Raw genomic sequence first — 19,811 nt, forward strand, 5'->3', positions numbered from 1 at the left:
CATCGCAGATGGGGAGGGGGACCGCCGAAAGGCGGTGGAGGGGGGGCGGACGTTAGCCCGCCGTCTGGGACGGCGGCCCCTCCACCACCGCCTTCGGCGGCGGTCCCCCTCCCCACGCTTCGCGTAGGGAGGATGAACAGGCTACTCGCTCGCGTGGAGTTCGCGTTCGATCGCGCTGACGATGCGGTCGTCGTCCGGCGCCATGTCGGGGGAGAAGCGCGCCACCACGTCGCCGTCGCGGCCGATCAGGAACTTCTCGAAGTTCCACAGCACCTCCGGCTCGGGGTTCGGCGTCATGCCGTAGCCCTTGAGCTTCTCGCGGAAATCGGCGGTGCCCTCGGCGGCAGGCTCCGCCTCGGTCAGCGCCGCGTAGAGCGGATGCTTGTCCGCGCCCGCCACCGAAATCTTCGAGAACATCGGGAAATCGACCGAGAAGCTGGTGGTGCAGAAGCTGGCGATCTCGTCGTTGCTGCCCGGTTCCTGCCCGGCGAAATTGTTGGCCGGGAAGCCCAGCACCGTGAAGCCGTCGTCGCGGTATTTTGTGTAGAGCGACTCCAGCCCCTCATATTGCGGGGTCAGTCCGCATTTCGAGGCGGTGTTGACCACCAGCAGCACCTGGCCGGCATAATCGGCGAGGCTGCTGTCCCGGCCGTCGATCGTCTTGAGGGGGATGGACTGGAGATCGGTCATCGTGTGGCACTCCTCCCTTGGGGGCGGCGCAGGATATAGGCGCATTGACGGGAGGGCCAAGGGCGCGGCAAAGCACGCGCACGATGAAGCGCAAGACCGGACAGGACAAGGCGGTCGCCACCCAGTGGCGGCCAGCGACGCAGGCAGTGCGCGGGGGGACCGCGCGCTCGGAATGGGGCGAGACGTCGGAGGCGATCTTCCTCACCTCCGGCTACGCCTATGACTGCGCGGGGGATGCTGCGGCGCGCTTCGCCGGCGAGCAGCAGGGCATGACCTATTCGCGGCTCCAGAACCCCACCGTGGAGATGCTGGAGAAGCGGATCGCCCTGCTGGAAGGCGCGGAAGCCGCGCGCTGCATGGCATCCGGCATGGCGGCGATGACGGCGGCCCTGCTGTGCCAGCTGTCGGCGGGCGACCATCTCGTCGGCGCCAAGGCGGCGTTCGGTTCGTGCCGCTGGCTGACCGATAGCCTGCTGCCGCGCTTCGGCATAGAGACGACCGTGGTGGACGGACGCGACACCGCCGCCTGGGAAGCGGCGGTGCGGCCCAACACCAAGGTCTTCTTCTTCGAGACCCCGGCCAACCCGACGCTCGACATCTGCGACATCGCGGCGATCTGCGACATCGCGAAGAAGCACGGCATCACCACGGTGGTGGACAATGCCTTCGCCTCGCCCGCGCTCCAACGGCCGATGGAGTTCGGCGCGGACGTGGTGGCCTATTCGGCGACCAAGATGATGGACGGGCAGGGCCGCGTGCTGGCCGGCGCGGTGGCGGGACGCGAGGAGTTCATCGAGAACACGTTGCTCGCCTTCACCCGCAACACCGGGCCGACGCTCTCCGCGTTCAACGCCTGGGTGGTGCTGAAGGGGCTGGAGACACTCGACCTGCGCGTGAAGCGCCAGAGCGAGAATGCACTGAAGGTGGCGAGCTTCCTCCAGACGCGCGTGCCGAAAGCGCTCTATCCGGGCCTCGCCTCGCATCCCCAGCACGATCTGGCGATGAAGCAGATGGCGGCGGGCGGCAACATCATCGCGATCTTCCTCGATGGCGGGCGCAAGCAGGCGCACGGCCTGCTCGACGCGATGGAGCTGGTCGATATCTCGAACAATCTCGGCGACTCGCGTTCTCTGATGACGCACCCCGCGTCCACCACCCACGCCAGCCTGTCTGACGAGGTGAAGGCGGACATGGGGATCACCGAGGGGATGCTGCGCCTCTCGGTCGGCCTCGAGGATCCGGACGACGTGATCGAGGATTTCGACCGAGCGCTAAAGACGGTGGGGCTGTGAAGGCGCTCTTCCCGCACGAGGCGACGACGCGCGACGTCACCGTGCGCGTGTCGGTCAGCTACCTGCCCGAACAGTCGGAGCCCGCGCATGGCCGCTGGTTCTGGGCCTATCATATCCGCATCGAGAATGACGGCGACGAGGCCGTGCAGCTGCTCACCCGCCACTGGGTTATCACCGACGGGCGCGGCGGGCAGGAGGAGGTGCGCGGCGACGGTGTGGTCGGCGACCAGCCGATCATCGATCCGGGCGAGAGCTACGATTACGTATCGGGATGCCCGCTCAAGACGCCCAGCGGCACGATGGAGGGCAGCTACGGCATGGTCGACATGGACGGCGCGCCGTTCGATGTCGCGATCCCGCTCTTCCCGCTCCAATCCCCGGCGACGGCCCGATGAAGCGCACGCACCTTCCGCTCAACGGCTTGCGCGTGCTGGACGCCGCCGCGCGCCACCTGAGCTTCACCCGCGCCGCCGACGAACTGGCGGTGACGCCGGCCGCCGTCGGCCAGCAGATCCGTGCGCTGGAGGATACGCTGGGCGTCGTCCTGTTCCGCCGCACCACGCGGGGGCTGGAACTGACGCAGGAAGGCGAGGCGGGGCTGGAGGCGCTGCGCGCGGGCTTCCTCCAGTTCGAGGAAGCGGTGCGCGCCATGCAGGCGGGTCAGTCCTCCAAGACGCTGACCATTGCCGCCCCGCGCGACTTCGCCGCCAAATGGCTGGCGCCACGCCTCGCGGAGTATGCGAAGACCGATCCCGAGCTTCGCTTCGTGCTTCTCTCGTCGGACGACGGGCTGGATTTCACCCAGGCCAACCTCGATCTCGCCGTCTGCTTCTCGAAGGAGAAGGGCGAGCATGAGGGCGTCTCGCTGGGCGAGGCGGGCTATCGCACGATCGGCCGCGATGGCGGGGCGGACACCGTGATTTCCTGGCCCGGTTGCCCCTGCGACGACGCCAAGGGCGCGAGCCTGACGGTCGAGGATGCCGGCATGGCGCTCGATGCCGCCGCAGCCGGCTTCGGCCATGCCACCGTGCCCGTGCTGCTCGCCGCTGCAGACATCGCCACCGGTCGCGTCACGAGCTTCGGCGAGACGGCGGACGAGCGCAGCTACTGGTTGATCGCGCCGCTGCCGCAATGGCGCCAGAAGAAGGTCCGGGCGCTGGTTGCGGCGTTGACCGCCTGAGCCGACATGGCGATCCACTATCCCGACGACGCGGCGATCGCCCGCATCGGCGAGGCGATGATCGCGCGGACTTTGCCCAAGGCCGAATGGACCCACGCCGCGCACTTCGCCACCGCGCTCTGGCTGATCCGCTCCCGACCGGACATCGTGCCCGAACGCGACATGCCCGGCCTGATCCGCGCCTATAACGAGGCGTTCGGCGGGGTGAACGACGATCACAACGGTTATCACGAGACGATCACCCAGGCCTCGCTCCGCGCCGCGCGGAGCATGGCGCCGGGCGCGCCGCTCCATGAGACGCTCGATGCGCTGATGGCCTCGCCGTTCGGGGCGAAGGACTGGCCACTCGCCTACTGGACGCGCGAGCGGCTCTTCTCGGTCGAGGCGCGGCGCGGCTGGCTGGAGCCGGACCGCACGCCCTTACCCTTCTAGTCGCCCAGTATCTTCTCGATCGCCGCCTGCGCCACCGGGTGATAGCCCGGCTTGGCCTTGGCGTAGATCCGCCGTGCGATCGGCATCCCCCAATCGCCCTGATCCCTGAGAGCCTTGTAGACCGGCACGATCAGCAACATCCGGCCGACATGGGTCAGGTGATCTTCGAGGCTGGGCAGCGCCGGCTCGAAATGATTGGCGATGGCGATCTGCAGCCAGGCGCAGCGGATGTACGCGTTGGGCGAGGTCGAAAGCCCCCAGGCCTTGTCCATCTCGACCAGCCGCTCGGGCGTCTGCTGGCGCGGCAGGCCGTTCAGGAAGCGCAGCCATTCCTGCGTGGACCAGCGCTTCGTATCGATCGAGGACGCCGCCGCGCCCATGTCGAAGCGCTTGCGATCCTCGTCGATGCGGGTGAGCGTCGCGGAGGTGACGTGGACCGCATTGCCCGGCAGGCCCGGCTGATAGGCCCATTTGTCGAGCTGCAGCTTCGCCTCCAGCGCGGTGTCGCCCTTGATCAGGTTCTTGCGCAGATCGGCGAGGAAGCCGGCGGTGGTCTGCGGCTGGAAGGCGTGGCGATCGAAATAGGAGCGCAGATAGGCATCCCAGCGCGGCCGGCCGACCGCCCGCTCGATCGTGCGCAGGAAGGTGGAACCCTTGTTATAGTCCATCTCGCCATAGGCGCCTTCGGGATCGCCGTGCAGGCGGGTGGCGCCGGGTGTCGGCGCTTCCTTCAGGTCGCGCTGGAGATCGTCCCAGCTGAGATCGGCCAGTGTCGCGGCGCGCTCCTTGCCGTAGACCGCCTCGTCGATGCGGTTCTCGAAATAGACGGTGAAGCCCTCGTTGAGCCAGCTGTCCGCCCAGGTCGCGTTGGTGACGAGGTTGCCGGACCAGCTGTGCGCCAGTTCGTGCGCGATCACGTCGACGTTGGACTTGTCGCCGGTGATGATCGTCGGCGTGGCGAAGGTGAGGGTGGGGTTCTCCATGCCGCCGAACGGGAAGGAGGGCGGCAATACGAGGATGTCGTAACGGCCCCAGCGATAGGGGCCGTAGAGCTGCTCGGCGGTCGTCACCATCTTCTCGGTGTCGGAGAGTTCCTTCGCCGCTTTGTCGAGCATCGCCGGCTCGGTATAGACGCCGGTGCGCGCGCCCAGCGGGCGAAAGGCGAGATCGCCGACCGCGAGCGCGATCAGATAGGGCGGGACATTGTGGTCCATGCGGAAGCGGTAGCTGTGCTCGCCGTTCTCTGCCGGTTCGCCATTGGGCGTCAGGCGCTCGGCGCTCATCACGGCGGTGAGGCCGGCGGGCACGGTGATCTTCGCGGACCAGCTCTGGCGAATGCCGGGGCTGTCCTGCGTCGGGATCCAGCTGCGGTTGTTGATCGATTCCCCCTGGCTGAAGAGGTAGGGCTTGGTCTTGCCGGCGGTGAGTTCGGGCGGCAGCCACTGGAGCGCGCTCGCGTCCGGACTGGACGTGTAGTGGATCACGATCCTGCGCGCGTCGCCGATCTGTACGGTGAGCGGCGCGCCCTTGTAATCGTCCGCCGGGCCGACCGACCATTTGAGCTTATTGCCCGCGGCGTCGGTGATGCTGGCGATATCGAGCTTCTTGTCGTCGAGGATGATCTGCTTCGCGCCCTTGGCCGCCAGGATGTCGAGCGTCGCGGAGCCGGTCATGACATGACGCGCGAAATCCGCGGTAAGATCGAGATCGACATGGGTGACGCGCGCCACCTTGGGATCGGCGTAGGTCAGCACGTCCTTCGCCTCGGGCGTCGTCAGGATCGGCGAGGGCGGATCGGCCGTGAACGCGGGGGCGGCGACCAGCGCCAGGATGGAAAAGCTCAGGATCGCACGCATGGCAGGGCCTCGAACAAGGGAATGGCCTGTCGCTAGGCCAGTGGGACAAGGCGGGCAAGGGGCGCGGCGAGCGGTGGTGCCAAGGGAACCGGCGGGAGTGGCGCTGGGTTCTTGACCCCAACGGGGCGGCTTGGGCGTGCCCCCGGACAGGGTGGCACCCGGATTTTGAGGAGAGCCACCATGAAGCGTTTCGTAAACATCGTGGGCGGTCTGTGTATCGGCGCCGCCGCCATCGCCGCCGCCGCGCCGGCTTCGGCGCAGAGCGACGAGATCATCGTGCGCGGCCATTACGGCCGCGACCTGCAGGATGCGCCCTCGGCGTCGATGCCGGTCAGCTATGCCGATCTCGACCTGTCCAGCCCGGTCGATCAGGACCGGCTGACCCACCGCATCCGCCACGCCGCGCACTATCTGTGCGACAAGCTCGGCGAATCGGGCAGCGGGGATGCGCTGGCGCCGTCGTGCGAGCAGGCGGCGGTGTCCGACGCGATGGACCGGATCTGGACGGTGGATCGTGATCGCGCGCCGCGTGACACGGCCTGGGTCGCTCCGGCGCCCTATCCGTCGGCTTATTCCTACCCGACGGATGACAGCTACGACGGATATTGAGCGTTGGTGAGGGCGTCCGGGGTTCCGGGCGCCTTCAGCCTGCCATCACATCGGAAAGCTCGTCGGCGGTCAGCGGGCGCAGCAGGCGGCAGCCGATATCCTCGCCGATCTGCCAGGCGATATAGGCCCGGCGCCGCATCCCCTTGTGAAAGCGGACGATGACCTTGGTGCCCTTCTTGAGCGCCATCGGCGAATGGCAGCGAAAGCCCGAGGCCGAAATGTTGGTGACCTCGTTGGACAGCGGCAGACCGTCCACGGTCGACACCTCCACCGCAACGCTCACGTCATAGCGGGATGCACGCCGCCTGTCGGATTGCGGCGACGGTTTCGGGGCGGGCGCGGGCTGGACGGCTACTGCGGATGACATGGTTACCGTCCTAGTCACGCCCGGTTGAAAAAGCGTGAACCCTTATTCCGCTTCTTCGCGGTCGCGCCGCCCGATCTCGATCAGTGCGCCCAGCGTGCGCCGCGCGGCGGAGATATCGTCCTGCCCCACTTGGGCCAGCAGTTCCGCGTCGATCCGATCCCGCCCGGCCGCCTGAGCGGATGCCGCCGCCCGACCGCGCTCGGTGAGCGTGACGATCAGCTTGCGGCGATCTTCCGGGTCCGCCTGGCGATCGAGATAGCCGCGCAGGACCAGCGCATCCACCAACTGCCCCGCAGCCTGCTTGGTGACGCCGAGTTCGCGGACGAGCTGGCCGATCGGCACGCCACCGTCGCCGAGCGCGAGGCCGCCGATGATGTAGAGGCCGTTGGCGGGGATGTCGTCGTAACCGGCCTCCGCCAGCGAGCGCCGCATCGCTCGTCCGTAGGTCGATCGCGCATGACGCAGCAGGGCGGGGGTGACGATCTGGTCGTACCAGGGCGTTTCGGCTGTTTCGATCATGATGGGAATTTACTGTCAATTACATTGACTGTCAATCGATATTGAATGGTTTGTCGTGTCGGCGCGCCGGCTTCTCGGCTATGGTCGCGCCATGGCGGAGATCGAGCATATCGTCGTGCTGACCGGCGCCGGCATCTCGGCGGAGAGCGGATTGGCGACCTTTCGCGGGCCGGACGGCCTTTGGGAGGGGCGACGGGTCGAGGAGATCTGCACGCCCGAGGCGCTCGCCGCCGATCGCGAACTGGTGCTCGATTTCTACGACCAGCGGCGCCGCGCGCTCGCATCAGTCCAGCCTAACGCGGCGCACAAGGCGCTCGCCTTTCTGGACCGGCATTGGCCCGGAGAGCTGCTGATCGTCACCCAGAATGTCGATGATCTGCATGAACGGGCCGGCGCGCGGCGGATGCTGCACATGCATGGCGAACTGCTATCCGCGCTGTGCGGGGCCTGCGAGGAGCGCTCGGCATTCGGCGGCGACATGATCGGCGGCCCGCGTTGCACCGCCTGCGGGCAGGACGAGCTGCGGCCGGACATCGTCTTCTTCGGCGAGATGCCCTATGAGATGGAGCGGATCGAGCGCGCGCTGATGGAGGCCGATCTGTTCGTCTCGATCGGCACGTCGGGCGCGGTCTATCCCGCGGCGGGCTTCGTCCAGATGGCGCGTCATGCCGGCGCCGACACGCTGGAACTGAATCTCGATCCGTCCGCCGGCAGTCTCTATTTCCACGAAACCCGGATCGGCCCGGCGAGCGCGCTAGTGCCGGCGTGGGTGGAAGACGTGCTGGCCACCGCCAGCTCCGCCTGATCCCTCTTGACTTGCCGGCGGCGAAAGCCTGTAACCGGTTTCATGGAGAGGAGGAAGGTTCCGGCACCTCAACGAAAATGACGGGCGGGACGGACCTTTCGGCAGGGTAGGCGTTTTCAACGGCTGATGGCTTACGAATTCAACGATCGCGGCCGGATCGGCCGACGCGCGCTGATGGGCGCGGGGCTGGCCGGCCTCGCGGGTTGCAGCAGCGTGAAGTTCCAGCTGCCGATCGCGATCCGGTCGCCGATCGTCTTTTCGACCGCCTCGTCCGGCGCGCCACCGCTGGCGCAGACGCCCGAGGTCGAGGCGTTCCTCGATGATCTGCAGTTGCGCACCTTCGCCTATTTCTGGTGGACGACCGAGCAGAAGCGGGGCCTCGCGCCCGATCGTTTCCCGTCGGGAACCTTCGCCAGCATCGCGGCGATGGGCTTTGCGCTTACCGCGTTCGTGATCGGGGTCGAGCGCGGCTACGTACCGCGCGCTCAGGCCGCGACGCGCACGCTTGCGATGCTGCGCTTCCTCGCCGGCGCGGAGCAGGGCGCCAAACCGGAAGGCGTGAGTGGCTATCAGGGCTTCTTCTACCACTTTCTCGGCATGAAGGACGGCGCGCGCTTCGGCGGGTGCGAGATATCCACGGTCGATACCGCGCTGCTGATGATGGGCGTGCTGCTTGCCCAGACCTATTACGACCAGCCGCAGGAGAAGGAGATCCGCGACCTCGCGGACAAGCTCTATACCCAGGTCGACTGGCGCTGGGCGATGACCCGCGCTCCGGTCGTGGCGCTCGGCTGGACGCCGGAGGCCGAGTTCATTCCCTACGACTGGGTCGCCTATAACGAGGGAATGCTGGTCTATATTCTGGCGCTGGGCGCGCCGATCTACGGACTGCCCAAGGACAGCTGGGACGCCTGGAGCCAGCGGCTCGCCACCTTCTGGACGGACAGCGGCGAGCTTTCGATGCTACGCTTCCCGCCGATGTTCGGCCATCAATACAGCCATGTCTGGATCGATTTCCGCAAGATTCAGGACGATTTCATGGCGACCAAGGGCAGCGACTATTTCGAGAACAGCCGCCGCGCCACGATCGCACAGCGCAACTATGCGCTCGCCAACCCGATGGGCTGGCGAGGCTATGCGTCCGACCAGTGGGGGCTGACCGCCTGCGACGGCCCGGCCGACCTCACCGTCGACACGGGCGGCGAGCAGCGCGTCTTCCATTCCTACGTCGCGCGCGGTGTCGGCGCGATCGACGATGGCACGATTGCGCCGACGGCAGCGGGCGGCTCCATTCCTTTCGCGCCGGAAATCTGCATCCCCGCCCTGATGGGGATGCGCCAGCGTTACCCGGACACTCTCTACGGCACCTACGGCTTCTTCGATGCCTTCAATCTGTCGTTTCAGGACGAGAAGGCCAAGCTCGATCGCGGGAAGGTGGTGCCGGGCAAGGGCTGGTTCGATACCGATTGGCTCGGTATCGATCAGGGGCCGATCCTGGCGATGGTCGAGAATTACAGGACCGGGCTGATCTGGAATATCATGCGGCGTAACCCATACATCCAGGCGGGCCTGCGCAAGGCAGGGTTCCGGGGGGGATGGCTGGAGCCTCTGACGCAGCAGGCGCCGCAACCGACGGAGAAAAAGACGTGAGCGGGATCGGGCGCAGGACTTTACTGGCGGGGGCTGGTGCGGCGGGGCTGGCGTCGCGTGCCTTCGGTTTCGCGCTCGGCCCCTCGCAGGCGCCATCGGTTGCCGCGCCGGGCTTTATCGACGGCCTGATCGCCAGGATGACGCTGGAGGAGAAGGCCGGCCAGCTTTCGATCATGGCGTCCGCCATCGGTGGCGGGGCGGCGACCAAGCTCAACCCGATCACGGATACCGCCAGCGTCTCCGAACAGCTCGCCGATGCGCGGGCAGGCCGCATCTCGGGCATCTTCAACGGGCAGGGCGCCGATTGGCACCGCAAGCTGCAGACCGAGGCGGTGAAGAGCCGGCTCGGCATCCCGATGCTGTTCGCCGCCGACGTCATCCACGGAATGCGCACCGTCTTTCCGGTGCCGCTGGGCGAGGCGGCGAGCTTTGATCCCGGTCTCGCGATGCGCACGGCGCGCGCCGCCGCCACCGAGGCGTCGGCCGCCGGCATCGCACTCACCTTCGCGCCGATGGTCGATATCGCGCGCGACCAGCGCTGGGGGCGCGGTGTCGAGGCGGCGGGCGAGGATGTGCTGGTCGGCCAGCGCTTCGCGGCGGCGCGGGTGAAGGGCTTTCAGGGCGAGGGCCTCGACCGCGACGATGCGGTGGCCTCCTGCGCCAAGCATTTCGCCGCTTATGGCGCAGGCGAGGCGGGGCTGGATTACAACAGCGTCGATATCTCCGAACACACGCTGCGCGAGACCTATTTTCCGCCCTTCCAGGCGGCACTGGGCGCGGGGGCAGCCTCGATCATGCCGTCGTTCAACGAGATCAACGGCGTGCCCTCCTCCGGCAATCACTGGCTGCTCTCCGACGTGCTGCGCGGCGAGTGGAACTTCCGCGGCCTCGTCATCTCCGATTACACCGCCGACGAGGAAATGATCGCCGCCGGCTTCGCGAAAGACGGACGCGATGCGGCGAAGAAGGCGATCCTTGCCGGCCTCGACATGAGTATGCAGAGCGGCCTCTACCAGAAATACCTGCCCGGTCTGGTGAAGGCGGGCGAGGTGCCGATGGCGCGGGTCGACGAGGCGGTGCGCCGCGTGCTTGAGTTGAAGGCGCAGCTTGGCCTGTTCGCCGATCCCTTCAACCGCCTTCCGCCCGGCCGGGAGCAGCAGCGGATCCTCACCCCAATCGCCCGCGACCTGTCGCGCGAGGCGGCGCAGAAGTCGATCGTTCTGCTCCGCAACCAGGGCGGTATCCTGCCGCTGAAGGCGGACGGCGCGCAGAAGATCGCGCTGATCGGTCCGTTCGCGGCGGGCCAGCACGACCTGATCGGCCCGTGGAACGTCTATGGCGACGACGCGCAGGCGATCGACCTCGCTACGGGTATGCGCGCCGCGATGCGCGATCCGTCGCGGCTGAGCGTCACGCCCGGATCGGATGTCGAGAAGCCGATCCCCGGCGGCATCGATGCGGCGTTAGCGGCGGCGCAGGCGGCGGACCTCGTGGTGCTGGCGATCGGCGAGAGCCAGGAGATGTCGGGAGAGGCGCAGTCGCGCACCGAAGTGGTGCTGCCCTGGCCGCAGCAGCGCCTGGCCGAAGCCGTCGCGGCGACCGGCAAGCCGGTGATCGTACTGCTCAAGAACGGGCGGGCACTGGCGCTGGAGGGGGCGGTGCTCGACGCGCAGGCGATCCTCGTCACCTGGTTCCTTGGCAGCGAGACGGGCCATGCGCTCGCCGACATCCTGTTCGGCACGGTCTGCCCCTCGGGCCGCCTGCCGGTGAGCTTTCCCTATGAGAGCGGGCAGGAACCGCTGCATTACGATCACAAGCCGACCGGGCGCCCCGCGCCGGATGGCCCGCGCCAGCCCTACAAGGCGCAATATCGCACCGCGCCCGACGGCGCGCGCTTCCCGTTCGGGCACGGCCTCACCTACGGCAAGATCGACTATACGGGCCTCGACGTCGGCAAGCCGGCCGGGGAGGGCCTCATCGTCTCGGCGACGATCCGCAACAGCGGCGATCGCGCGGCCGAGGAGGTGGTGCAGCTCTACGTCCATCCCCGCGTATCGACCATCACGCAACCGGTGCGGCGCCTGATCGACTGGCGTCGCGTCAATCTGGCGCCGGGTGGATCGGAGAACGTGGAGTTCACCATCACGCGGGAGATGCTGATGCGGCTGGGGCCGGACCTCAAGCCCATGGCCGAGACCGGGACGATCGACGTGTGGATCGCGCCTTCGGCCGAGGACGGGCTGAAGGGATCGTTCGAGCTGACCTGAGGGAACGGTTGGCGCGCTCGGCCATTGGGCGCGCAGCAACGCTCTGGAGATTCACATGCACGAAAGCCTGCTCATCGCCTTCCTGATCTGGATCGTGATCGGTGCGATCATCGGCTGGCTCGCGGGCCTGCTGGTGCAGGGCGGCGGCTTCGGCTTCATCGTCGATGCGCTGATCGGCATCCTGGGATCGGTGGTGGCCGGCTGGCTGTTCCCGAGCCTCGGCATCGCGATCGGCCACGGGCTGATCGGATCGATCCTCGCATCGGTGGTGGGTGCCGCGATCGTCGTGCTGGTCGTGCGGCTGATCCGTCGGATCTAGAAAACGAGGCGGGCGCCGCGATGTGCGACGCCCGCCCTTTCGATCAGAAGCGCAGGCCGAGACCGCCGAGCGCTTCCTGCCGGTTCAGGCGGAGCGACACGTCCTCCGGCCCGAGCTGACCGTGGAACCGGTCGTAGCGGCTGTAATTATATTCCGCCTTCACATAGGCGTGCTTGCTCAGTGCATGTTCGATGCCGACGCCGGCGCGCCAGCCGTCCTGCTTCTCGTGATCGGACAGATAGGTGTTCGTTGCGCTGTCGCTGCTGTTCGCGCCGAAGCGGCCGTTCACATAGGCGCCCTTCACGTAGACCAGGTTGTTGCCGCCGAACACCTCGCCCACGCGCGCGCCAGCCTCGATGTTGCGGTTCGCCTTGAAGCAGCTGGTGACGGTGCCGGCTGTGCCGCATTCCTTGTTGTTGGACAGGTCATAGCTGCCGAAGACGCCGACGATGGTGGTTGGCCGGATGGCATAGTCGTAGCCGATCTGGCCGCCGACGAAACCGTCATTGTTGTGGTCGGTATAGCGGGTGTCGGTCACACCGTCGTAGGTATGGGTGCGGGCGCGTAGCCAGTCCCACCCGCCGTGCAGCTCGACGCGCGGGCCGGTAAAGGGCGACGAATCGGACGTTTGCGCCATGGCCGGCGCGGCCAGCGCCATCGCGGCCGACGCGGCGAGAAACAGCTTGTTCATACTCAATCCTTCGCAAAGCAACTCGTCCCTACACGGACGGGGGAGCTACGAAGGGCGAGCTGCTTGGCTCCATGAACAGGCCGTAATGGGGCTGTTGCGCGGCGATCTGTTGCGGTGCGGCAACAGTCAGGTCAGGCGCCGAACACCGGTCTTAGAAACGAGCCGATCTGCTCGCCATGGCAGAGCGCGACGTGGCGCGCGGCGAACACCAGGGCGAACACCAGGGCGAAATCCGCGGCGACGAGGCCGCTGCGATCGCGGGTGAACAAACCGAACTTGCGCATTTGAAACCTCCGTGCGCTTCTCCTCGCACGGCGGGGTTAACGGCGGATTAGCCCTGAGCGACCCGGTGCCCGATCCGCCGTTCCGATGCGCCCGTCAGTCCACCCAGATGTGCACCCGCTGGTCCGGCGGCAGATAGAGCTTGTCGCCGGGCTTCACGTCGAACGCCTTGTACCAGGGGTCGAAATTGCGGACGACGCCGTTGACCCGGTATTTGGCCGGGCTGTGCTCGTTGGTGAGCAGCTGCTGGCGCAGTGCGCCCTCACGCTCCTTGGTCTGCCAGCTGTAACTATAGGCGAGCAGGAAGCGCTGGTCGGCGGTGAAGCCGTTCTTCACGCCCGGATCGCCATGCGTCGCGACGTAGCGCCGCCATGCGCCCCAGGCGGACTCCAGTCCGCCGAGATCGCCGACATTCTCGCCCATCGTCAGCTCGCCCTTGATGTGGACGCCGGGGACGGGCTCGTAGCTGTCGAACTGCTTGCCGAGCATCGCGGTGCGCGCCTTGAACTTGTCGGCGGACGCCTTGGTCCACCAGTCGCGCACCTTGCCCGTCGCATCGAACTGGCGACCCTGATCGTCGAAGCCGTGGCCCATCTCATGCCCGATCGTGGCGCCGATCGATCCGTAATTGACCGCCGGATCGGCGTTGGGATCGAAATAGGGCGCCTGCAGGATCGCCGCCGGAAAGGTGATCTGGTTGACCGTCGGGTCGTAATAGGCGTTCACCGTCTGCGGAGTCATGTCCCACAGCGAGCGATCGACCGGCTTGGGGAAGCGCGAGAGGACGAGATCCATCTCGAACTTCTCGGACCGCATCGCATTGCCGAGCATATCGCCGCGCACGACCTTGAAGCTGCTGTAATCGATATACTTCTTCGGGTGGCCGGTGCGCGGATCGAAGGTGGCGAGTTTTGCCAGTGCCTGCTGGCGGGTCGCATCGTCCATCCAGGCGAGATGCTGGAACTCGTCGCCGTAAGCGGCGCGCAGGTTGGCGATCAGTTCGCCCATCTGGCGATCGCTTTCGGGCGGATAGTGGCGCTCGACATAGATCTGGCCGACCGCCTCGCCGAGCATGTTGTTGACCATGCTGACGCCACGCTTCCAGCGGGCGCGCTGTTCGGGCTGATCGCGCAGCATCTTGCCGTAGAAATCGAAGCTCGCGCCGTCGAACGCCTTTGGCAGATAGGCGGCATGATCGCTGATGAAGTGGAAGGCAAGATAGTCCTTCCATGTCGCCAGCGGCGTCGCGACGAGCAGCTTGCCCGCCGCCTGGATCGCGTCGGGCGTGGTGACCACCACCTGATCGAGCGGGCCGAAGCCCTCCGCCTTGAAGAAATTCGGCCAATCGAACTGAGGTGCCAGCGCCTGCAGCTTGGCGACCGTCATCGGGTTGTTGATCAGCTGGATGTCGCGCTCTTTCTCGGGCGTCCACTGCGACGTTGCCATCTGGGTTTCGAGCGCGAGGATGCGGGCCGCGCGGGCGTCGGCATCGGTGAAGCCCGCCTGCGTCAGCTGCTTGGCGATGTAGGCGCGATAGGCGGCGCGGTAGCCGTCATATTTGTCGCCCTTGAGCAGATAGTAATCGCGTCCCGGCAGACCCAGCCCACCGCGCCCGACATAGAGGCCGTAGCGGCCGGGCCGGTTGACGTCGGCGAAGATCGAGGTGCCGACCGGCGAGGAATAGCCCGGCTCCGCCATCAGCATGGCGACGGCGTGCGTGTCCTTCAGGCCGGCGATTCGGGCGAGATAGGGCTTCAGCGGCGCGGTGCCGGCCTTCTCGATCCCGGCTTCGTCCATCCAGCTGGCGTAGAGGTCGCCGATCTGCTTCTCGGCCGCCGAGGTCGGCTTGCTCTCACCCTCTTCGGCGATCGCGCGGACCTGCTGCTCGGCCTCGTCGGCGAGGACGACGTCGATGCCGGCCGAGGTGCGATCGGGCGCGATCTGCGTGGTGTCGAGCCAGTGGCCATTGGCGTAGCGGAAGAAGTCGTCGCCCGGCTTCACGGCGCTGTCCATGTCGGACAGGCGGATGCCCCACGGCGGAAACTTGGGCGCGGTCTGCGCCGCCAGCGGCGCGGCGAGCGCGAGAATGGAAACGGCGATGAAGGCCGGGCGGCGCATGTTGTTTTCCTTCGGCGAGAATTCCCCGCGCGAAAGCTAGGCCGCCGCCCGGCCGCTTGGCAATGTATTATTCGGGCAACACGCCTCAGCCGCGCGCGGGGATGGTCACGCCGCGCTGCACCGCCGGGCGGGCGAGGCAGCGTTCCAGCCATGCGGGTACCGCCTCCAGGCTGTCGAAGTCGGTGATCTCGCGCGCCTCGTAGAAGCCGACCAGGTTGCGCACCCAACCGACCAGCGAGACATCGACCATGCTGTAGCCATCGCCCATCATGTAGGTGCGGCCGGTCAGGCGATCTTCCAGCACGCCGAGCAGGCGCTTGGTTTCGTTGAGATAGCGGTCGCGCGGGCGCTTGTCCTCATACTCCCGGCCGGCGAACTTGTGGAAGAAGCCGAGCTGTCCGAACATCGGGCCGACCCCGCCCATCTGGAAGAAGATCCACTGGATCGCATGATAGCGCTCGATCGGATCGGCGGGCATCAGCTTGCCTGTCTTGTCCGCGAGGTAGAGCAGGGTCGCGCCGCTTTCGAACAGGCCGATCGGCCGGCCGCCGGGGCCATCGGGATCGATGATCGCCGGGATCTTGCCGTTGGGATTGAGCGAGAGATATTCCGGGGTCCAGGTCTCGTTCTGCCCGATGTCGATCAGGTGCGGTTCGTAGGCAAGGCCGAGTTCCTCCAGCGCGATGCTGACCTTCACGCCGTTCGGGGTCGGCAGCGAATAAAGCTGGATGACGCCTGCATCCTTCGCGGGCCATTTGCGGGTAATCGGGAAGGACGGGAGATCGGTCATGGCTTGCTCCGGCAACGGGGAACCGGGATGTCGGGGCGGTGTTTGTGATTGGCAAGGCACGATAAATCCATTCTTAGCCATTTTTCCGAATTGACGATCGCGTCTCTGGCGGAAATGAAGGTGTGACCCTGACCGATGACGCCGTCATGTCATCGGCCAACGTCCGGGGAGTGGGGCCTTGCTGGTTTGGCTGGACTATCTGCGCCTGTCCACGATGCGCCGACGTGAGGCGCGGCGTGAGGCAGGCTTGCTGATTCATGAGCATGGCGAGGATGCCGTGCAGGTGGTGCGCGCCAAGATCGAGGATCCGGCGCGATCCACTTCACGCAGCGAACTTCGCCTGACGCTCTGGTATGTGCGGGATCTGCTGGCGGCGCGTCGCCGGCGCAAGCAGACCCGGCGGAGCAGCCGTTCCTAGAAGAACAGCTTGCGGATGCTCACCTTGATCGTCCGTCCCATCGGATCGAGATAGGCCGGCTGATAGCTGAGCGGCGTGTCGCCGTTCGCGTCGCGAACGTGCTGGCGGCTGTTGGTGATGTTGTTGAGCGCCAGCGTCACCCGCATTCCCCGTGCCCATTTGTGCTTCATCAGCGAGGGGTTGGCGCCGAGATCGGCGAACAGGCGCAGGTTCGCGGTGGCGAGCGAGGAGAAATGCAGGTCGCCCGTCGCGCTGCCCGTGCCGCCATCGACCGTCGTCGCGCTTTGCCAGTCACCGGTCAGCCGGACGCCGATGCCGTTGTTGGTGACGCCCAGTTGGACCTGCACGTCGTGGCGCGGCTGCCCGCCGCCTGAGCCGGAGGTGCCGCCGTCGAGCAGGTCGAGCATCGGGCCGCCGGGGCGCGTGAGGATATCGTCGCGGAAATACCAGGTGTGGTAGACCGAGAGCTGGAGCCGGCCGCCGGCGCCACCGCCGAAGCCGCCGCGCCCTCCGCCACCACCACCACCGCCGCGTCCGCCGGACCAGCCGCCGCCACCGCCGGGAGGAGAGCCGCCGTCTCCGCCACCGGGCGGTGGGCCGCCCGTGCCGCCGCCCCCTGGCGGAGCGTCGCCGCCGCCGGGCGGGCGCCGGAACGCGCCCGATTCCCGAAGCTGGCGGAAGGCATCGACGACGGCCTTCGATGTCTTGAGCTTCTGCGTGAAGTTGAAGCCCCAGCGCAGCTCGTCGCGCCGCTCGCGGTAGAGATTGACCGGGCGGGTATCGATCGCCGTCAGGTCGCCATCGTCGTTGCGGGTGAAGCGGTCGGGGAAAGCCGCCTCGATCGCCGCTGTGGGCGAGGGCAGGGCCGCGATCGCGTTGCGGATCGTCGAGTGGATGTAATTGGCGGTGAAGGTGATGTCGGTCTTCTTGAACGGCTTCAGCGTCGTGCCGAATTTCTCGACATGGCGGCTGTCCGCCTTCAGATCGGGATTGCCGCCGGCGATCTGGGTGACGTCGACGGTCTGGCCGGTGCGGTAGTCGAACACCCGCGCACCCGGCGTCACGATCACCGGATTGCCGAGCTGCTGGATGGTTGGCGCGCCGCGATCGTGGGTGGCGGACGCGATGAAGCTGATGCCGTCGCGCGGCGTCCAGTTGGCGCCGTAGCCGACCGTCCACAGCGTGCCGAAATCGGAGAGCTGGTCCACCGCGACGTTCGCGTTGGCCGTCAGGTCGCCGATCGCGCCGAGTACGTGCTTCTTGCGGCTGGTCAGCGGCAGGTCAAAGTTGAACTGCGCGCTGCCGTCGCGCCGCGAGAGGCTCGTCTCCTGCGTCGTGCCGAAGCGGGTCGAGGTGGAATGGAAGCCGCTCGCCGTGAGGCCCACCTTCACCGTCGTGGACAGTGCACCCGCCGGCAGATCGAACAGCGGGCCGTTGCCGACGAACTGGACGTTGCCGCTGTTCGAGACGCCCCGCGCCCGCGTCGTCAGCGTGCCGCCAATCAGGCTGGCCGGAATGGTGCCGAACGGGTTGAGCGTCGCATCGCCGGCCGCCAGCGCCGCGTTGAGGTCGTCGATATCGATCCCGGTCTGGGTGCGTGTCACGGATTGGGCGTAATCGTAATTGGCGGTGAAATTCAGTCGCCACTTGGCGACGTCGGCATTGAGCGTGCCGCCGAGATGGCCGGAGATCGACTGCGTGCGCTGCTTCAGCGGATCGCTGCCGAGATAGCGATAGAGCGCGATATCCTCGCCGAACGGATTGAACGGGTCGGTTGAGGGCACGAGGATGTTCGACCCCGCAAGGCCGCGCAGGGTGTCGCTCTGGCTCGCGTCGAACGTGGCGTTGAGCGTGCCGGTCACCTTGCGCGAGAAGGGATGGGCGAGCACCGCGTTGAGCGTCGCCTCCCTGGTCGCCGGCGTCAGCGTGCGATAGGGCGAGATGTCGGTGACATTGGCGACATTGGGATTGAAATCTCCGGTGGTCGGCGTCGCTCCCGTGGCACCGGGGCCGACTCCTGCGATGTTCGCGCCGCCCAGTGCATTCAGGCTACCGTCGGTCGCCACCACGTTGCCCGCGCGATCATAAGCGCGACCGGTCGATTGCGAGGTCAGCCCGCGATCGCTTTCCAGCAGGCTGTCGGCGCCCTGCACCTTGGCATCGATGTTGAGCCGGTCGTCGCCATGGATGCGGGTGAGCGTGAAGTCGCCGATGCCCGACGCGCCGCCGCCGTCGGTGCTGGTCGATCCGCTGTCCTCCGTCGTCAACGCGCGGAAGCGGCGGCGCAGCACGATGTTCACCACCTTCTGGTCGGCGGAGTAACCGTATTTGAGCGCCACTTCTTCCGGCAGGATATCGACGCGCAGGATCGCCTCGGTCGGCAGGTCGCGGATTTCGGAGAAGCTGGAGATGCGCCGCCCGTTGAGCAACACCGCGGGCGCCTCGCCGCCGCGGCCGCGGGCCGACGTCGTTTCCGGCGCCAGCTCGTTGAGCAGATCGGCGACCGAATTCACACCATAGGCGCGGATGTCGGCGGGGCTGTATTGGAGTTCGGGCGGAATGTCGCCGACCACCGCACCGGGCAGCGCCTGATGCGTGCCGTTGACGACGATGTCCTGCGTTTCTTCGGGTTCAGGTGCATCCTGCGCGAACAGCGGACCGCAGGCCGTCAACATCCCGAGCGCCATCGACAGGCGCACATGCCCCTTTTTCACGGTTAGTCTTTCCCACCCTCAACAACGGCCCGCGCCTAGCACGCGCCGCACGGCGCAAGATTGCACGGCTGCAAGAGACCTGGAAACGTGGCGGAAACGTTATCGATAATGATTATGTGTTGCAATAATGCATCGCCTGGCTCAGGCGCCGGTTGTAGCGGGGGCGGGGGCTGCGATCGGCGTGCTGGTGCGGCGCGCGGAGATGATCCTGATCGGCGCGGCGATCATCTGGCCGCCCATGCCGTTGGCCTTGCCCTTGTCGGGATCGGTCGGTGCGTCGAGGATCTTGCGGGCGATATCCATGCCCTGCACCACCCTGCCGAACACCGCATAGCCCGGCTGCGTCGCGGTGGCGTCCATCGATGGCGAGGCGCCGACCATGATGAAGAAGTCGCCCTGCGCGGTGTTGGGCGCATTCATCGCCATCGAGATCGCGCCGTCGACATGGCTGAGGCCGGTCTGCGTGGTCGGTTCGTGCTTGATCGGAGGGAAGGCCTTTTTCGGGTCCTGCGAGATGCCGCCCTGCACCAGCCCGAACCCGTCCGCCACCTTTACCCGGCGGTAAAAGGTGGTGCCGTCGAACCGCTTGGCGTCGACATAATGGAGGAAGTTGGCGGTGGTGATCGGCGCCTTGTCCTTCTCCAGCGCGAGGATGATCGGTCCCTCGCTGGTGGTCAGTGTCACCTGCACGGTCGCGGCCGGCTGCGGTGCGGCGGCGGGGGGTGTGGGCACCGTCGGCGGCGGCGTCTGGGCGAGGGCGGCGCCGGCGATCAGCGCGGCGAGGGGAAGAGCGAGTCTGCGGATCATGGCCG

The 19,811-nt window shown here is 67.0% G+C and carries 20 protein-coding genes; 10 read left to right on the forward strand and 10 right to left on the reverse strand.

Translation table 11 applies throughout. From position 1 onward, the window contains the following. Positions 1-141: 141 nt before the first annotated feature. Positions 142-690 (reverse strand): glutathione peroxidase, encoded by a 549-nt coding sequence (locus tag QGN17_RS00585; RefSeq protein ID WP_281042575.1) that lies wholly within the window; start codon positions 688-690, stop codon positions 142-144. An 83-nt stretch (positions 691-773) separates the two neighbouring features. Between QGN17_RS00585 and metZ the strand changes: the two genes are divergently transcribed. Genes metZ through QGN17_RS00605 form a run of 4 tightly spaced genes read left to right on the forward strand, consistent with a single transcriptional unit; the run spans position 774 to position 3,594 of the window. After that, the gene (gene metZ, locus QGN17_RS00590) at positions 774-1,982 is read left to right on the forward strand and encodes an O-succinylhomoserine sulfhydrylase (RefSeq protein WP_281042576.1); all 1,209 of its coding nucleotides are present in this window, start codon (positions 774-776) and stop codon (positions 1,980-1,982) included. Then, positions 1,979-2,377 (forward strand): Co2+/Mg2+ efflux protein ApaG, encoded by a 399-nt coding sequence (apaG, locus tag QGN17_RS00595; protein ID WP_281042577.1) that lies wholly within the window; start codon positions 1,979-1,981, stop codon positions 2,375-2,377. Before metZ ends, apaG begins: the two co-directional genes overlap by 4 nt. Then, entirely contained in the window at positions 2,374-3,162 is a 789-nt protein-coding gene (locus QGN17_RS00600; protein ID WP_281042578.1) for a LysR family transcriptional regulator, read from the forward strand. Before apaG ends, QGN17_RS00600 begins: the two co-directional genes overlap by 4 nt. Positions 3,163-3,168: 6 nt before the next feature. Then, entirely contained in the window at positions 3,169-3,594 is a 426-nt protein-coding gene (locus QGN17_RS00605) for a hypothetical protein (RefSeq protein ID WP_281042579.1), read from the forward strand. Here QGN17_RS00605 and QGN17_RS00610 read toward each other — a convergent pair. Then, positions 3,591-5,450: a M1 family metallopeptidase gene (locus QGN17_RS00610; RefSeq protein ID WP_281042580.1), complete on the reverse strand. Its 1,860-nt coding sequence runs from the start codon at positions 5,448-5,450 to the stop codon at positions 3,591-3,593. The two genes, QGN17_RS00605 and QGN17_RS00610, sit on opposite strands and share 4 nt — an antisense overlap. Before the next feature lie 180 nt (positions 5,451-5,630). On the opposite strand from QGN17_RS00610, the gene QGN17_RS00615 reads away from it, so the two are divergent. Further along, positions 5,631-6,059 carry a UrcA family protein gene (locus QGN17_RS00615; RefSeq protein ID WP_281042581.1) on the forward strand — a complete coding sequence of 143 codons (429 nt, stop codon included), beginning with the start codon at positions 5,631-5,633 and terminating at the stop codon, positions 6,057-6,059. Between the two features lie 34 nt (positions 6,060-6,093). On the opposite strand, the gene QGN17_RS00620 is transcribed toward QGN17_RS00615, so the two are convergent. Together QGN17_RS00620 and QGN17_RS00625 are read right to left on the reverse strand one after the other, a co-directional pair. Then, positions 6,094-6,426: a PilZ domain-containing protein gene (locus QGN17_RS00620; RefSeq protein WP_281042582.1), complete on the reverse strand. Its 333-nt coding sequence runs from the start codon at positions 6,424-6,426 to the stop codon at positions 6,094-6,096. A gap of 42 nt (positions 6,427-6,468) precedes the next feature. Beyond that, on the reverse strand, positions 6,469-6,945 hold the full coding sequence (locus tag QGN17_RS00625) for a MarR family winged helix-turn-helix transcriptional regulator (protein WP_281042583.1): 477 nt from the start codon (positions 6,943-6,945) through the stop codon (positions 6,469-6,471). A 91-nt stretch (positions 6,946-7,036) separates the two neighbouring features. On the opposite strand from QGN17_RS00625, the gene QGN17_RS00630 reads away from it, so the two are divergent. The 4 genes from QGN17_RS00630 to QGN17_RS00645 all read left to right on the forward strand — a co-directional run bounded on the left by QGN17_RS00630 (position 7,037) and on the right by QGN17_RS00645 (position 11,986). Then, positions 7,037-7,750, forward strand: coding sequence for an NAD-dependent deacylase (locus QGN17_RS00630; RefSeq protein ID WP_281045115.1), 714 nt, complete (start codon positions 7,037-7,039; stop codon positions 7,748-7,750). Between the two features lie 126 nt (positions 7,751-7,876). Further along, positions 7,877-9,400 carry a glucoamylase family protein gene (locus tag QGN17_RS00635; protein WP_281042584.1) on the forward strand — a complete coding sequence of 508 codons (1,524 nt, stop codon included), beginning with the start codon at positions 7,877-7,879 and terminating at the stop codon, positions 9,398-9,400. Next, the gene (locus QGN17_RS00640; protein WP_281042585.1) at positions 9,346-11,667 is read left to right on the forward strand and encodes a glycoside hydrolase family 3 N-terminal domain-containing protein; all 2,322 of its coding nucleotides are present in this window, start codon (positions 9,346-9,348) and stop codon (positions 11,665-11,667) included. The genes QGN17_RS00635 and QGN17_RS00640 overlap by 55 nt, the downstream gene beginning before the upstream one ends. A 55-nt stretch (positions 11,668-11,722) precedes the next feature. Continuing rightward, on the forward strand, positions 11,723-11,986 hold the full coding sequence (locus tag QGN17_RS00645) for a GlsB/YeaQ/YmgE family stress response membrane protein (RefSeq protein WP_281042586.1): 264 nt from the start codon (positions 11,723-11,725) through the stop codon (positions 11,984-11,986). Positions 11,987-12,029: 43 nt separating this feature from the next. On the opposite strand, the gene QGN17_RS00650 is transcribed toward QGN17_RS00645, so the two are convergent. From QGN17_RS00650 to QGN17_RS00665, 4 genes are all read right to left on the reverse strand, one after another. Beyond that, the gene (locus QGN17_RS00650) at positions 12,030-12,677 is read right to left on the reverse strand and encodes an outer membrane protein (RefSeq protein WP_281042587.1); all 648 of its coding nucleotides are present in this window, start codon (positions 12,675-12,677) and stop codon (positions 12,030-12,032) included. A 131-nt stretch (positions 12,678-12,808) separates the two neighbouring features. Then, the gene (locus QGN17_RS00655; RefSeq protein ID WP_281042588.1) at positions 12,809-12,961 is read right to left on the reverse strand and encodes a hypothetical protein; all 153 of its coding nucleotides are present in this window, start codon (positions 12,959-12,961) and stop codon (positions 12,809-12,811) included. A gap of 94 nt (positions 12,962-13,055) precedes the next feature. Next, complete coding sequence (locus QGN17_RS00660; RefSeq protein ID WP_281042589.1) at positions 13,056-15,077, reverse strand: M13 family metallopeptidase; 2,022 nt, start codon at positions 15,075-15,077, stop codon at positions 13,056-13,058. A gap of 85 nt (positions 15,078-15,162) precedes the next feature. After that, the gene (locus tag QGN17_RS00665; RefSeq protein WP_281042590.1) at positions 15,163-15,867 is read right to left on the reverse strand and encodes a glutathione S-transferase family protein; all 705 of its coding nucleotides are present in this window, start codon (positions 15,865-15,867) and stop codon (positions 15,163-15,165) included. 178 nt (positions 15,868-16,045) lie between these two features. Here QGN17_RS00665 and QGN17_RS00670 point away from each other — a divergent pair, with 178 nt between their 5' ends. Beyond that, entirely contained in the window at positions 16,046-16,285 is a 240-nt protein-coding gene (locus tag QGN17_RS00670) for a hypothetical protein (protein WP_281042591.1), read from the forward strand. Here QGN17_RS00670 and QGN17_RS00675 read toward each other — a convergent pair. Next, positions 16,282-18,999 carry a TonB-dependent receptor gene (locus QGN17_RS00675; RefSeq protein ID WP_281042592.1) on the reverse strand — a complete coding sequence of 906 codons (2,718 nt, stop codon included), beginning with the start codon at positions 18,997-18,999 and terminating at the stop codon, positions 16,282-16,284. The two genes, QGN17_RS00670 and QGN17_RS00675, sit on opposite strands and share 4 nt — an antisense overlap. 141 nt (positions 19,000-19,140) lie before the next feature. After that, a complete protein-coding gene (locus tag QGN17_RS00680) occupies positions 19,141-19,806 on the reverse strand; it encodes a peptidylprolyl isomerase (RefSeq protein WP_281042593.1) in 666 nt (221 codons plus the stop codon). Between the last annotated feature and the right edge of the window lie 5 nt (positions 19,807-19,811).

Source organism: Sphingomonas oryzagri (genome assembly GCF_029906645.1).
Taxonomy (GTDB): Bacteria; Pseudomonadota; Alphaproteobacteria; order Sphingomonadales; family Sphingomonadaceae; genus Solisphingomonas; species Solisphingomonas oryzagri.

Bases quoted from the DNA above. Each gene is read 5' to 3' on its own strand.
- QGN17_RS00585 (WP_281042575.1), bottom strand. From the start codon at position 690: ATGACCGATCTCCAGTCCATCCCCCTCAAGACGATCGACGGCCGGGAC.
- metZ (WP_281042576.1), top strand. From the start codon at position 774: ATGAAGCGCAAGACCGGACAGGACAAGGCGGTCGCCACCCAGTGGCGG.
- QGN17_RS00600 (WP_281042578.1), top strand. From the start codon at position 2,374: ATGAAGCGCACGCACCTTCCGCTCAACGGCTTGCGCGTGCTGGACGCC.
- QGN17_RS00605 (WP_281042579.1), top strand. From the start codon at position 3,169: ATGGCGATCCACTATCCCGACGACGCGGCGATCGCCCGCATCGGCGAG.
- QGN17_RS00610 (WP_281042580.1), bottom strand. From the start codon at position 5,450: ATGCGTGCGATCCTGAGCTTTTCCATCCTGGCGCTGGTCGCCGCCCCC.
- QGN17_RS00615 (WP_281042581.1), top strand. From the start codon at position 5,631: ATGAAGCGTTTCGTAAACATCGTGGGCGGTCTGTGTATCGGCGCCGCC.
- QGN17_RS00620 (WP_281042582.1), bottom strand. From the start codon at position 6,426: ATGTCATCCGCAGTAGCCGTCCAGCCCGCGCCCGCCCCGAAACCGTCG.
- QGN17_RS00625 (WP_281042583.1), bottom strand. From the start codon at position 6,945: ATGATCGAAACAGCCGAAACGCCCTGGTACGACCAGATCGTCACCCCC.
- QGN17_RS00630 (WP_281045115.1), top strand. From the start codon at position 7,037: ATGGCGGAGATCGAGCATATCGTCGTGCTGACCGGCGCCGGCATCTCG.
- QGN17_RS00635 (WP_281042584.1), top strand. From the start codon at position 7,877: ATGGCTTACGAATTCAACGATCGCGGCCGGATCGGCCGACGCGCGCTG.
- QGN17_RS00640 (WP_281042585.1), top strand. From the start codon at position 9,346: ATGGCTGGAGCCTCTGACGCAGCAGGCGCCGCAACCGACGGAGAAAAA.
- QGN17_RS00645 (WP_281042586.1), top strand. From the start codon at position 11,723: ATGCACGAAAGCCTGCTCATCGCCTTCCTGATCTGGATCGTGATCGGT.
- QGN17_RS00650 (WP_281042587.1), bottom strand. From the start codon at position 12,677: ATGAACAAGCTGTTTCTCGCCGCGTCGGCCGCGATGGCGCTGGCCGCG.
- QGN17_RS00655 (WP_281042588.1), bottom strand. From the start codon at position 12,961: ATGCGCAAGTTCGGTTTGTTCACCCGCGATCGCAGCGGCCTCGTCGCC.
- QGN17_RS00660 (WP_281042589.1), bottom strand. From the start codon at position 15,077: ATGCGCCGCCCGGCCTTCATCGCCGTTTCCATTCTCGCGCTCGCCGCG.
- QGN17_RS00665 (WP_281042590.1), bottom strand. From the start codon at position 15,867: ATGACCGATCTCCCGTCCTTCCCGATTACCCGCAAATGGCCCGCGAAG.
- QGN17_RS00680 (WP_281042593.1), bottom strand. From the start codon at position 19,806: ATGATCCGCAGACTCGCTCTTCCCCTCGCCGCGCTGATCGCCGGCGCC.